General features: G+C 32.4%; 14 protein-coding genes. 4 read left to right on the top strand and 10 right to left on the bottom strand.

Annotated elements, in window-relative coordinates:
• Positions 1-46 precede the first annotated feature (46 nt).
• A complete protein-coding gene (locus AC1RPT_RS04445) occupies positions 47-898 on the bottom strand; it encodes a competence protein ComK (protein WP_481761525.1) in 852 nt (283 codons plus the stop codon).
• A 258-nt stretch (positions 899-1,156) separates the two neighbouring features.
• Here AC1RPT_RS04445 and AC1RPT_RS04440 point away from each other — a divergent pair, with 258 nt between their 5' ends.
• From AC1RPT_RS04440 to AC1RPT_RS04425, 4 genes are all read left to right on the top strand, one after another.
• Positions 1,157-1,720 (top strand): sigma-70 family RNA polymerase sigma factor, encoded by a 564-nt coding sequence (locus AC1RPT_RS04440; protein ID WP_481761526.1) that lies wholly within the window; start codon positions 1,157-1,159, stop codon positions 1,718-1,720.
• A 99-nt stretch (positions 1,721-1,819) separates the two neighbouring features.
• Positions 1,820-2,020, top strand: coding sequence for a DUF1659 domain-containing protein (locus AC1RPT_RS04435; protein WP_409022133.1), 201 nt, complete (start codon positions 1,820-1,822; stop codon positions 2,018-2,020).
• Between the two features lie 22 nt (positions 2,021-2,042).
• A complete protein-coding gene (locus tag AC1RPT_RS04430; RefSeq protein WP_409022132.1) occupies positions 2,043-2,270 on the top strand; it encodes a DUF2922 domain-containing protein in 228 nt (75 codons plus the stop codon).
• Positions 2,271-2,373: 103 nt separating this feature from the next.
• Positions 2,374-3,666 (top strand): APC family permease, encoded by a 1,293-nt coding sequence (locus AC1RPT_RS04425; protein WP_481761527.1) that lies wholly within the window; start codon positions 2,374-2,376, stop codon positions 3,664-3,666.
• A 30-nt stretch (positions 3,667-3,696) separates the two neighbouring features.
• Here AC1RPT_RS04425 and AC1RPT_RS04420 read toward each other — a convergent pair whose 3' ends face one another.
• The 9 genes from AC1RPT_RS04420 to AC1RPT_RS04380 all read right to left on the bottom strand — a co-directional run bounded on the left by AC1RPT_RS04420 (position 3,697) and on the right by AC1RPT_RS04380 (position 12,707).
• Positions 3,697-4,509, bottom strand: a complete 813-nt coding sequence (locus AC1RPT_RS04420; protein ID WP_481761528.1) for a sugar phosphate isomerase/epimerase — start codon at positions 4,507-4,509, stop codon at positions 3,697-3,699.
• 104 nt (positions 4,510-4,613) lie between these two features.
• Complete coding sequence (gene rfbD / locus AC1RPT_RS04415) at positions 4,614-5,459, bottom strand: dTDP-4-dehydrorhamnose reductase (protein WP_481761529.1); 846 nt, start codon at positions 5,457-5,459, stop codon at positions 4,614-4,616.
• Positions 5,460-5,506: 47 nt separating this feature from the next.
• A complete protein-coding gene (rfbB, locus tag AC1RPT_RS04410) occupies positions 5,507-6,535 on the bottom strand; it encodes a dTDP-glucose 4,6-dehydratase (protein ID WP_481761530.1) in 1,029 nt (342 codons plus the stop codon).
• 19 nt (positions 6,536-6,554) lie between these two features.
• Positions 6,555-7,136 carry a dTDP-4-dehydrorhamnose 3,5-epimerase gene (rfbC, locus tag AC1RPT_RS04405; RefSeq protein WP_481761531.1) on the bottom strand — a complete coding sequence of 194 codons (582 nt, stop codon included), beginning with the start codon at positions 7,134-7,136 and terminating at the stop codon, positions 6,555-6,557.
• Positions 7,136-8,014, bottom strand: a complete 879-nt coding sequence (rfbA, locus tag AC1RPT_RS04400) for a glucose-1-phosphate thymidylyltransferase RfbA (RefSeq protein WP_481761532.1) — start codon at positions 8,012-8,014, stop codon at positions 7,136-7,138. The genes rfbC and rfbA overlap by 1 nt, the downstream gene beginning before the upstream one ends.
• 87 nt (positions 8,015-8,101) lie before the next feature.
• Positions 8,102-9,634: a lipopolysaccharide biosynthesis protein gene (locus AC1RPT_RS04395; protein ID WP_481761533.1), complete on the bottom strand. Its 1,533-nt coding sequence runs from the start codon at positions 9,632-9,634 to the stop codon at positions 8,102-8,104.
• Between the two features lie 15 nt (positions 9,635-9,649).
• Positions 9,650-10,537 carry a glycosyltransferase family 92 protein gene (locus AC1RPT_RS04390; RefSeq protein WP_481761534.1) on the bottom strand — a complete coding sequence of 296 codons (888 nt, stop codon included), beginning with the start codon at positions 10,535-10,537 and terminating at the stop codon, positions 9,650-9,652.
• An 86-nt stretch (positions 10,538-10,623) separates the two neighbouring features.
• Positions 10,624-11,553, bottom strand: coding sequence for a glycosyltransferase family 2 protein (locus AC1RPT_RS04385; protein ID WP_481761535.1), 930 nt, complete (start codon positions 11,551-11,553; stop codon positions 10,624-10,626).
• Positions 11,554-11,591: 38 nt separating this feature from the next.
• Positions 11,592-12,707: an EpsG family protein gene (locus tag AC1RPT_RS04380; protein WP_481761536.1), complete on the bottom strand. Its 1,116-nt coding sequence runs from the start codon at positions 12,705-12,707 to the stop codon at positions 11,592-11,594.
• Between the last annotated feature and the right edge of the window lie 29 nt (positions 12,708-12,736).

The following is a 12,736-nucleotide window of genomic DNA, read 5'->3' as shown; positions in this document are numbered from 1 at the left end:
ATTTGCATGTCTAATAACGCCTTTTTCCGTTACATTATGATTACAATTAGTAACGCATAATGCCTCTATTAGTATGCGCCCAACTACACGTTTTTTTGATAATTGAGTCGTCAGGTGATTCATCAGAATACCCTTTCAACGTGTAGATGGCTAATAAATGCTTAACTTCCTTAATGAAATCTATTTTATCCACATAGGTATCACGTCTGTTCTGAACTAAAGATAAGATAGCATCATGATATCTAAATTGGGGTGTTGGATTTTCAAAACCAAGTTCTGCAGCTATTTTACTGGCCAAAGAAACTTGAATATCTGTAAAAAGATGCGCTAAATTTAATTGCTTTAGAAATTGCGAATACTTACTTTGAACTCTAATTCTTAATCCATTGTTGAAAAATAAATCAGTTCCATTTTCTACATCGGAAATATTAGCAAGATGGTGTCCTGCCGTCCATGAGGCATCCCGTTTTGATGGCCCACTATCTGGAAATAACTGATACATACCACATGTGTAAGGTAGAGCTTGTTTCTTTTCAACTAATGACACAATCGCACGCATTGCGACAAAAGTTAGAATTTTTTCATTAATCAAGCGATTCACAAAATTTGTTGTTGTGTATTTACATAATAAAATATCTTTATGCTTATCAAAAATAATGGATCGTAAATCATCCCGTCTGTGTGTTATATGGTGAATATACAAAGTTGTCTCCATGTTCACTTGATAGTTATCCGTTACAATTCCATGTTCTGTAAAAAAATGATCATCCGTAACGTCTATTATTGGATGATTCTCCAACAAGTTTCGCCAATATTGAGACCCAACAGTCAATAAGCGTGTTTCTGGATAATCTATAATTTCTTTAAAATCCCGTTCTAATTCATTCTCCAAGTTCAATAGCCTACTCCTTTTCTTACTTTCATTTAACAACTTATCCTATGTTACAGATTTAATTGTAACTAATCTTGTGTGAACTTAAGTCTAATTGTTAAGTTTATCTTAAGAAAATTAATAGTCTACCTTTAATTCTTAAATGCTCATCAAAAACCCATAAATACGCTCATTTCGTCGTCTATTTTAAAATTGAATAACCTCGTATTCTAATTAAGAACCTTGGCCAAGGGATCTTAAAAGAAACGAGGCAACTCTACTAATATGTCAAATCAAATAAACCCAGGTCTAGCTTTTCTACTGAAAAATGACCGTGAAAAACTTATCTTTGGTGTTCTAAAAAGAATGTCGATTAATCAATCGCATGCTTCATATGACGATTTCGTACAAGAAGCACGATTAGCATTCAGCGCTGCATATGACCAATACCCTAAAACTATTGAAGATAATGAACAAACTTTCATGGTTTACGCCTATCAACGTGTCTACTGGCGACTTCTTGATTTAATTAATCGACAATCTAATCAACAAACGCATTTAGAACCTAATAAGGATGATTCAACTAATCCAACTGATTCCATCATTGATTTAACCCTCCAAACACAAGATACTATCGCTGAAAAATTATTTACAGAACACCTTTTTAAATCACTCTATGACCTCTGTTCAAACGCCGAACAACATTATCTAGTCGATTGTTATATTAGACACAAAACAGTCACAGAAATTGCTGCCAGTCATCATGTTAGCCGTCAAACAGCCTATAACTGGCGTAATAGCGTCGGTCGGAAAGTACTTTTAGTCATTGCTCAAATGAATCAAGAATAAATATCAGTATTTGCTTTACAAAATGGTTAACCGATTCTTTATTATCTATGTAAGGCGTCGCGGCACTTATCAAATATAGACACACAAAGGAGAACATATATGAGTAAAACTTGGGTAAAAACAAACGTTATCGTTGAGGGATTAAGTTCTGACGGCTCTGAACGTAAACGTTCATTCGCTAACATTACTGAAAATGCCTCTAACGAAGCTATTGCACAACTCGGCGCTACAGTTGCTTCATTAACTGGTGATAACACCGTTAAAATGACCATCCGCACAGAATCAAGTCTTTTAGCTTAATCAAACCTAAGGAGGAAATTATATGAAACAATTAGATTTAGCATTTAAAAATGAAGCGGGTAAAACGCGCCATATGAAATTACGTTACGTTAATACAGATTTAGATCCAGCAACCGTTAAGAAAGCCATGGATGACATTACAGGTTCTGATTTATTCCATCGTGATAACGAAAAAATGTTCGTAACCCCTATCTCAGCACAATTTGTTGAAACCATTGAAACACCAATCTACACAAACGATTTAGTTTAACCGTAAAAGCCAACTTAATTGTTGGCTTTTTTTGTACCCTCATAGCACCTATCAATTGCCTTTTAACATCATATTGGCTATTCTAAAATTTAGGGGGATTGTAATGAATAAAATAGAAGATAAAAAAATGACGTTTTTCACGGTTTTCTTGTTAGGAATTAACGGTATTATTGGATCGGGGATTTTCTTATTATCTGGTAAAATTTATAATGATATTGGACCACTCAGTATCTTTACAATTATCGCTGCAGCATTAGCAGTCACCATGATTGTGCTCTGTTACGCAACACTAGCAAGTAAATTTTCGGAAGATGGTGCGGCTTGGTTATATGCCTATAATGCATTCGGTAAATTTACTGGTTTTCAAGTTGGTATATTTACTTGGATATTAGGCGTAGTGACTTTGTCAGCCGAAATTGCTGCGTTACTAACTGTCTTAAAAATACTTTTTCCAGCATTACAACAAACGCTTATTTATGATGTTTCAGCAATTGCCTTAGTCATTATTCTAGGCATCATTAATTATTTTGGAACAGCTATTCTAGATTTCGCAGACAATCTGTCTTCTGCAGCTAAAGTATTTATCATGTTACTCTTTATTATTGTCGGTGCTTTCTTCATTAAGGATGCTCATTTTACGCCCATGATTCCGACTGATATTCACAGTAACACTCAGTTATTTACGAAATTTAATACAGCATTTGGTGTCATTTTTTATATGTATACTGGCTTTTCATTTTTACCGATTGCTGCTGCTAAAATGGATAATCCGGAAAAGAATATTCCGAAAGCACTATTAAGCGTTATTGCAACGGTGACTTTATTATATGTTTTACTTCAAACGGTTGCCGTGGGTATCCTTGGCCCTAACTTAGGATCGTACTCATTACCAATTGCTGCGGCATTCAAAAGTATCTTTGGTCAGTGGGGTTATATGATCATTATCATTGGGATGTTGATCTCTATTCTTGGGGTTGCCATCTCAGTATCATTCAATACACCTATTGTGGCTGCATCGCTAGCAAATGAACATCAGCTTTTACCAAAAATAATCGGTAAGCAAAGTAAACACAATACACCGGTTATCGCAATCATTGTGACATCTATCACAAGCATCCTCCTGCTACTTAGCGGTAGTTATTTATTCTTAGTATCATGCATTGTCTTTGCATCGTTTGTCCAATATGTACCAACAATTCTAGCAACATTTAAATTCAATAATGATCCAAATTTACCAAAAGGTTTCAAATTACCAGGTGGTCCAATTATTCCAAGCCTTGCATTAATTATCTCACTTTACTTACTGTTAAGTTTTAATTGGAAAATCATCTTATTCGGCGTTATCGTGTTAGTACTAGGGTGTTTACTCTACTGGTTTGATAACCGAAAAAAATAACCATTGATTTTGAAAGTTCAAAACCAATGGTTATTTTTCTATTAAATTTTGTAGATATTCATGACTTTCCAACATTTCGCGACAATCATTTTGATTTTCTAAATCAATTTCGTAAATAGTCGTTGCATTTGGATTAAGCAAAGGATATGCTAACTTCCAATCAATCTTGCCTTTTCCTAAAGTTAAACTATCATGAAATTTACCCATTGAATCGACTAAGTGATAATGGACGATATTTGGCATTAACCGTTTCAAACTCGCTTGTAAGTCAGTATTACTACCTGCTTGTTTAATAAAGGCATGCGATGTATCAAATGCTAAGCGATACCCTTTTTGTAGAATAAACTGATCCATCTCTTCAGACCCATAATAAAATAAATCAGAAATCGAATTCTCAAACATGACGTTATTTTGTCCATATTTTTGATAATAATCCATCCGATTAAATAACGCTGATTCCGCAACCTCAAAATTAGGATATTCAGCAATAATTGTTGGCGTTTGTCGATTATATGAACCATGAATGAGGGTTTGAATTGATTTATCTTTTGCGAGCTGAATCAATGTCTCAGTACTTTCTCTAACAAAACGATATAACCTAGGATCAGCTGTTTCGGAAACGGCTAATTCAACAGATTGTTCACCAACCTTCATTGGATGATGCATGACAATCTTCTTCGTAGTTGCCTTCACCTCATCAATCTCATCTGATAATCGTTTTAATCCATCTCCAGAAACATCAAATTCATTTAGATAGAATTCAAAAATATCTGGATTATGTTGTAACCGATCATGGAGTTGAATTGGGTCAGTTCCCGCCTTTAATCCTAATGGTATTGTCATTTGAATCATCTCCTTGGTACTATGTTAGCATTAAATTGGGTGAAAATAAAAAGGAGTGACTTCTAATGATTCAATTTCTCAAATCACTAGAAAACTCCCCTTTTCTATACTTCAATTTTAGCCATAAATTCATGTAAAGCATCTTGCCAACTTGGTACTTCAAATCCCGTTGCTTTAACTTTACTCAAATCCATAACTGAATGTCTAGGTCGGTATGCCTTTTGTGGATATTCTTCAGACGTTACTGGACTTATTTCAACTACTTCATCCTTTAAAATCTCACTAGCAAATTCATACCAAGTACATGAATTATCATTAGAAAGCTGATATAACCCATAAGGAATATTTTTTTGAACTGCATATAACATAAAATCAGCCAGCGTTCTAGTCCAAGTTGGCCGTCCAACCTGATCACTAACAACAGTCAGATGATCATGAGTTTTAGCTAAGTTTAGCATCGTATAGACGAAGTTCTTTCCATATTCGCCAAAAACCCATGATGTACGGATAATATAATACTTACTCATTATTTTAGCAACGGCTTCTTCTCCAGCTAACTTCGTCCGACCATATTCATTTTTAGGCGCAGTGGGTGTTTTTTCTGTATACATTTGATCATTAGTCCCATCAAATACATAATCAGTACTAATGTAAACTAACGTAGCACCCACAGATTCTGCTGCTGTGGCAATATTCTGAGTACCTATAACATTAACTTGTTCATTAATAGCTTTACCAGGTTCTTCTTCAGCATTATCAACAGCTGTATAAGCTGCACAGTGGTAGACAATTTCTGGGCGATTATCTAAAAAATAATTATTAACTGCTTTTGAGTCAGTAATATCTAAATCTTTAGAACCAGTTCCTGTATATACAATCTTTTTTTCATCTAATAAATGACTTAATTCTGTTCCTAATTGACCATTTACACCCGTAATTAATATTTTCATAATTAGCTCCTTCAAAAAAAGAATGGACTTAAGTCCATTCTTAGTTATTATTGTCCATTTTTTGCATAATTTGCTTCAACTGCATCTTTCTCAGCTTTCCACCAATTTTCATTATTTCGGTACCAATCAATCGTATCTTGTAATCCTGATTTAAAATCAGTAAATTCAGGATTCCAACCAAGCTCTTCACGTAATTTTGATGAATCAATAGCATATCGTAAATCGTGTCCTGGGCGATCTTTAACGACATCATAAGCATCTTTAGGTTGACCCATTAATTCTAAAATCAACTCCAAAACAGCCTTATTATCTTGTTCACCATCCGCACCAATCAAATAAGTTTCACCAATACGACCCTTATTTAAAATAGCCCAGACAGCACTTGAATGATCATTAGTATGAATCCAATCGCGAACATTTTTACCAGAACCATATAACTTAGGCCGGATTCCACTCAAAACATTAGTAATCTGTCTTGGAATAAACTTCTCAATATGTTGGTATGGTCCATAATTATTGGAACAATTTGAAATTGTTGCCTGTAAATTGAATGAACGCACCCATGCACGAACTAATAAATCTGATCCAGCCTTTGTTGATGAATATGGACTGCTTGGATTATAACGTGTTTCAGGTGTGAATTTTTCACCTTCACCTTCCCCATGACCGGGTAAATCTTCGCGTAATGGTAAGTCTCCATACACTTCATCAGTTGAAACATGATGGTAGCGGACATTGTATTTACGACAAGCTTCTAGCAATGTATATGTTCCGATAATATTAGTTTGAATAAAAGGTGATGGATCTTTTAAAGAATTATCATTGTGACTTTCTGCAGCGTAATGTACTACCGCATCTGTTTTGCTAACAAGTTCATCAACTAGTTTAGCGTCAGTAATATCTCCCACTACTAGCTCAACACGATCAGCAGGTAGTCCAGCTAAATTTTCTTTATTTCCTGCATAAGTTAATTTATCTAACACGGTAATGTGAACATCTGGGTGGTTATTAACCACATAATGGACAAAATTAGAACCAATAAATCCGGCCCCACCTGTTACAATAATATTTTTCATTTAAAAACACCTCTCCTATTTAGATTTCTCCATACACAAACGGATTGTCTTTTTCAAACTCTGTAAACGTTGGTTGTGCAGCATCTTTTTCAGATGTAATTGCTTGGTCAAAATCAATAGGCCAATCAATATTTAGTTCAGGAGTTTTAAATGAAATCCCACCATCTGCTGCTGCATTGTAGTAACCATCACATTTATAAAGGAAATTAACATCATCTGTTAATGTTACAAATCCATGGGCATACCCTTTAGGAACTAATAATTGGCGATGGTTACTTGCAGAAAGAATATATCCTTCCCACTGTTTATAAGTAGGTGAACCTTTTCGAACATCGACAATAACATCTAGTACTGCCCCTGTCACGACCCGAATTAATTTAGTTTGTGCAGCTTCTCCACGTTGAAAATGAAGTCCTCTTAAAACGCCAGCTTGTGTTGATAATGAATGATTATCTTGGATAAAATCAATATCTATTCCAGCTTCTTTGAAATCTTTGTCTGAATATGACTCCGTAAAAAAGCCGCGATTATCACCAAATACTGCTGGTTCAATAATCTTAACATCTTGTAACTTTGTTGTTGATACTTTTAATTTACCCATTACTTTTTATCCTCTTCTTCTGCGATACGTAACATGTACTGTCCATAATCATTTTTTTTGAGTGGTTGTGCTAGATCAATTAATTGTTCGCGTGAAATATAACCCATTCGATAGGCGATTTCCTCTAAATTAGCTACTTGCATATTTTGCATTCTTTGAACAGTTTCAATAAACTGCCCTGCTTCAAGTAAACTTGCATGTGTCCCTGTATCAAGCCAAGCAAATCCACGTCCCATAATTTCAACATGTAGTCTTCCTTTTTCAAGATAGACCTTGTTAACATCCGTAATTTCAAGTTCGCCACGTGGTGACGGCTTAATATTTTTTGCTATATCAACAACTGAATTATCATAAAAGTATAAGCCTGTTACTGCAAAATTACTTTTAGGGTGATCCGGTTTTTCAACAATCGAAATTGCTTTATGGCTCTCATCAAATTCAACAACACCAAAACGCTCGGGATCACGCACTTGATAACCAAATACGGTAGCCCCCTCAGTTTGATTTGCAGCCCGTTCAAGCATCTTAGTCATACCTGGACCATAATAAATATTATCACCTAAGATGAGCGCAACGCTATCATTACCAATGAAATCAGCACCAATAATGAATGCTTCTGCTAATCCATCTGGTGTAGGTTGAACGGCATACTCTAAATTAATGCCTAATTCAGAACCGTTGCCCAATAATTCTTGAAAACGTGGCGTATCTTCAGGAGTAGAAATAATTAGAATATCCTTGATACCTGCCAACATTAATGTTGATATTGGATAATAGATCATTGGTTTATCATAAATCGGCATCAGCTGTTTACTTGATGCACGTGTCAATGGATATAAACGAGTCCCACTACCTCCGGCTAAAACTATTCCCTTCATACACTTTTCCTCCTAAAATATTCTAATTAATTTTTGTAAATGGTAGCTACAATAACTACTTAACACAGCTTTTAAAAATAAAAATCATTATTTATTTAATATCCTTCTTAAAACCAATTTTTTAACATAATTTGTTTCGTCATATCTAATAAATAAGAAATAGAATAATGTACTTGCTAGAATAAATACAACAGCAGATGCTATCAAAATACTGAAAATCCCTTGAATTACAATAATTTTTAGTAAATACGAAATTATTCCTAATTCTATTCCAATTATTCCCATATAACCAAAATATTTAAGATAATATTTTTTCATACTACGTTTGAATCCATATTTGAATAAGATAAGTGGTTCCCACCATAAATTAATTCCAATATTACTTACTATTGTACCAATTAATATACCATTAATGCCGAGATTTGTTGTCATTAACAAAAGAATTGAAACTATCATATTAACTACAGCTTCAAGTAGTGATTTATATCTCATTGGCCAAAATAATCCACGTGCACCAATAAAATTTAATACAGTCTGTCTAAATTGAACAAGTACAAAATTTATAACAATAAGTAACACGGTAAAGTTCGATAAGACGTAATTTGATCCTATCCAAAATTTAATAAAAGATTCAATAACTGCGTATAACGTTATAGCAATAACTGATGTAATACCGGCATTTATATACATATAACGATAAAACACAACTTCTTGATAATCTTCATCCTCCGTTACTCCTAGATTACCTAATCCAGCTGTGACAGCAGAGATACTTTGTGTCAACACACTGGAAATACTATTTACAATCAGCATATAATTAGAATATATTCCTACTAATCTAACGCCTAAAAATGCCGATATTAATATATTATCCGTTCCAAAAACTAATATAGTACCAATTTTTGAAGAAACAGTCCCAAATATATTTTTCTTCATATAGTTGATGACTTTAGGATTTACTTTAACAGTTTTCATTTCGGAAAGAAATTCAAATTCCCTATCAACAAGTTTTGAAATTCTCAAGTTAGATAACAATGTTATAATTATTTGGATTACTAAGTACCAAACATATTGTCTAAATAAAAGTAAAAAGATAATTTGTAATACTGTCTGCATTATCGTAAAAATTAATCTATTTAAACTATCCTTATATCCTTCTTGATTTGCAATTAATAAGGAACGTTTATACGTAAAAAAGTAACTAACAACCGTATTTAATAAAAATAGTACAAACATAACTCGCGGAAATGGTACAGGACTACCGCCCTTCATTAAAATAGTTATAAATGGAGTAAATGCTAAACCCATAATCAAAATTACGATACCAATCACATTATACACTTTTCTAAATAAATTCATGACACCAGCAATTTCACCATGATTACTAGTAGCAAGAGGATCGTACAGTGAGTACGTTATCGCCCCACCAATCCCTAATTCAGCAAAGGATAGAAAACTCAACACATTAGCATATAGCCCATTGATTCCCATGTAATCGGCACCAAGAGTTTTAATAAATACTGTCTGCAATGCAAACTTCAAAACTAACATTATTACTTGCGATAGTGCAGCGATTGATGTATTTTTAGCTGCTATACCAGTTCGAGAATTATTATTCATACATCACACTTACCCTCATCTGTTAAGTTCTTGTACACGTTTAATTTCTGTTTTAATTTTATCCGTGTACTTTAACATGCCGTTATCATAGACATCATTAATATCGTGCTTCTTAAAATCAAGATAACTACGTTCTTTTATATCATTACTTTGATCAGCATATCCTCTTTTTACTTTATTCTCGAATTCTTCAAGTGATTTTGCATAGTAATGATTAACCCTCACGTGTTCCCTTGATACAATTTTAGGTCTTTTTTCATTTGTCCATGGATATCCCCATAACCTATTTCCGTTTTCATCAGTCGTTTTACCGGCCACATCATACCAATGTGGTATTCTCATATCAATTACTAATCTAGGATTTACGATAGGTTTTGAATCTAAAATAATATCATTTTTTGATCTATTTAAAAATGTCTCAGTAACTAATCCATTTGATTTTTTAATCAAATTAGATGAGCCGAACATCACCCAACCAATTTCAATTTGAGCAACGTTTTCACTAAATTCATTTAAAAAAGAATCAATATTTTTTTCATCAATTAATACTAAATATTCATCTAAATCTAGTGTTAATAGCCATTTTGTTTCTGTCTTACAGCGCTCGACAGCATCCAGATATGCTGGTATTTGTTGCTTATCACCCGGAAAATAGATATATTCAACCACTTTACTTTTAATATACGGTTCTAAAATTTCTTTTAAATTATCAGTAGATTCGTTATCATAAATATAAAATTTTGATATACCAATAATTTTATGATATTCAATCCATTCTTGAACGTATAGTGCTTCATTTTTAATAATTGCCACTAATGACACGCTATTAATAAAATCAGTTTTTTCTTCAATTATTTTTACTTGTTTATACCTTTTATTTCCGTAGTTCATCTTATTTTTCATATACTTTATCATATTATATGCCGTAATAAAATTACGCCTAAAACTTTTTTTTATTAAATTGATAGTAACCACCTAATCACTCTCTATTAAACAAACCATATAATTATTCTTTGTGCTGTTGTATTAATTAAACTATGAAATTTATGATACAAAGAATATCTTTTAAAGATATTCTTTGTATCATAAAACTTATATGTATCTTCTAGCATTTTTTTTTCAGTATCATTTTTAATGATATTAGAAAATCTTTCATACAGAACAATATTTTCCTTTTTAATCCGACCTAATTGTTTATATCTTATTTTTAATCTACGAAAAACTTCATACAAGTGTACATTACTCTTACCAATTCCGATGACGTTATTTTCATGTTGTCTATAGTAAACCGTTACTTTATCAATGTACGTTAAATTCCCACTTGCTGAGCTGATTTTAGCAATAATTGAATCATGCATTGTTACATTTTCAATATCTTCATCTGTTAACATAAGTACTTCATCTCTTAGTTTCTTATTAATTGCTAATGCCGCTCCGGTTACTTTAAAATTGAATAATAAATCATTCAATGAATGATTATAATTTTCGCCTACTAACATTTTAGACATTTTAATATTTGTTGAAACAGCCTTTTTATCAGCAATCATAAGATCTGAAAATATAGCTTGTGTTATTTTATTGTCTAACAAATCAAATTTATCCATAAATTGCATTATTTTATCTGAAACCCAAACATCATCTTGATCAGAAAAAAAATAGTAATCAGCATCGACAACCCTAAGTAATTCAAAAAAGGAACGTTTAACACCCATATTTCCGCTTGAATAAATTATTTTTAACAAATTTTTATTTTCGTATCTTTTTAAAATATCTATTGTATTATCTGTTGAACCATCATCTCTAACATAAATCTGTATGTTATCTTCATTTTTATATTTTTGCTCAATAATACTATTTAATTGTTCCTCGACGTACTTTTCGCCATTATACGTTGACATAATCACAGCTATATTTTTCAAAAATTTACTCCTTAATTACTTTTCTTTAAACGACAATGCTAAAGCGATTTCCAATGTACTAAATATGGAATACTGTCAACAAATTCTTGTGGTACTAACACTCCATAAAACGCTATAACAGCTAATAAGAGTATCCCCACCATCATTAAATCAATCTTTAATAATATTCTACTATCAATCTCATCTTTATGCTCCCTAATTAGCGCGTATGCAATTATAATTGGTGCGAAAGAGTTACGTTGGAACCGTTGATATTGTATCGACATAACTAAAAATGGGAGTGCTACAAGACCAGTTAACGAAATTAAGAATAACAATTTCAATTTATTTTTAATCTCAGTTGATAGGCTATTAATTTTCAAAAAATAATATCCAAGTCCTAACATTGAAAAATATGATAAAGCTATTTCTATAAGCATTATTTTTGATGAACCAGCAGCATAACTTGTGTTCAGTTTATCAAACAATTGTGTCCTAGATGAATGCAATGAAACTTTCGTTATTATATTTTTCAATAAACCACTTAAACCTGGAATAAATTGTACAATTGTTAAAATTACAAAAAAACCAATAATTAATTGTACAAAAATTTTCACATATTTTTCGCTCAAAAAGCTTAAGGGAATTATTATTAAAAATATATATCCAGATGAATGCATTGATGCGCTCAATAAGATTAATCCGATGGCAATAATAATATTTTTTACATTTTTTTTCTGTAAAAAACTTAGCCCTAATAGAGCAATAGAAATCATAAAAAAATTACGTGCCTGTGTTGCCTCATTAAAAAAAGGAAAAATTGCAAAAACCCAAACAAAAGATCCTAAATTCTTTGTAAATCTTAATATTGCAACTGTCAAAATAATAAAACTAACAATAAATAATATTAATCTAAAATCAGCATATGTCACTCCGTTTGCCGCAAAAATTCGAGAAAGCCACATATAGCCCCACTCAAATTGGTGATTATATGGTGCTAAAGAACTATTATCATAATTAATAAGATAACTAGGATAATCGGTCGTCGTCATCTTACTAGCAGCACCCGCTAGCCATGCTAATATTCCGATTCCAATGAACGGAATGATATTATTTTTTTTACCATGAACATGATCCAAAAAGAAATTGGTTACTATTGCAAATAAATATGTCATATAAACTCCTAGATAGTCATTTCTTAAAC

The organism is Dellaglioa sp. CoH-56-MRSF-11 (genome assembly GCF_056782135.1).
Note: the sequence above shows the minus strand (reverse complement) of the source record. Positions and strands in the feature narration are given on the sequence as shown.

Coding starts and splice junctions, on each gene's coding strand:
- rfbC (WP_481761531.1), bottom strand. CDS start 7,136: ATGGGTAAATTAAAAGTATCAACAACAAAGTTACAAGATGTTAAGATT.
- AC1RPT_RS04420 (WP_481761528.1), bottom strand. CDS start 4,509: ATGACAATACCATTAGGATTAAAGGCGGGAACTGACCCAATTCAACTC.
- rfbA (WP_481761532.1), bottom strand. CDS start 8,014: ATGAAGGGAATAGTTTTAGCCGGAGGTAGTGGGACTCGTTTATATCCA.
- AC1RPT_RS04430 (WP_409022132.1), top strand. CDS start 2,043: ATGAAACAATTAGATTTAGCATTTAAAAATGAAGCGGGTAAAACGCGC.
- AC1RPT_RS04380 (WP_481761536.1), bottom strand. CDS start 12,707: ATGACATATTTATTTGCAATAGTAACCAATTTCTTTTTGGATCATGTT.
- AC1RPT_RS04440 (WP_481761526.1), top strand. CDS start 1,157: ATGTCAAATCAAATAAACCCAGGTCTAGCTTTTCTACTGAAAAATGAC.
- AC1RPT_RS04425 (WP_481761527.1), top strand. CDS start 2,374: ATGAATAAAATAGAAGATAAAAAAATGACGTTTTTCACGGTTTTCTTG.
- AC1RPT_RS04395 (WP_481761533.1), bottom strand. CDS start 9,634: ATGAATAATAATTCTCGAACTGGTATAGCAGCTAAAAATACATCAATC.
- AC1RPT_RS04390 (WP_481761534.1), bottom strand. CDS start 10,537: ATGAAAAATAAGATGAACTACGGAAATAAAAGGTATAAACAAGTAAAA.
- rfbB (WP_481761530.1), bottom strand. CDS start 6,535: ATGAAAAATATTATTGTAACAGGTGGGGCCGGATTTATTGGTTCTAAT.
- AC1RPT_RS04435 (WP_409022133.1), top strand. CDS start 1,820: ATGAGTAAAACTTGGGTAAAAACAAACGTTATCGTTGAGGGATTAAGT.
- rfbD (WP_481761529.1), bottom strand. CDS start 5,459: ATGAAAATATTAATTACGGGTGTAAATGGTCAATTAGGAACAGAATTA.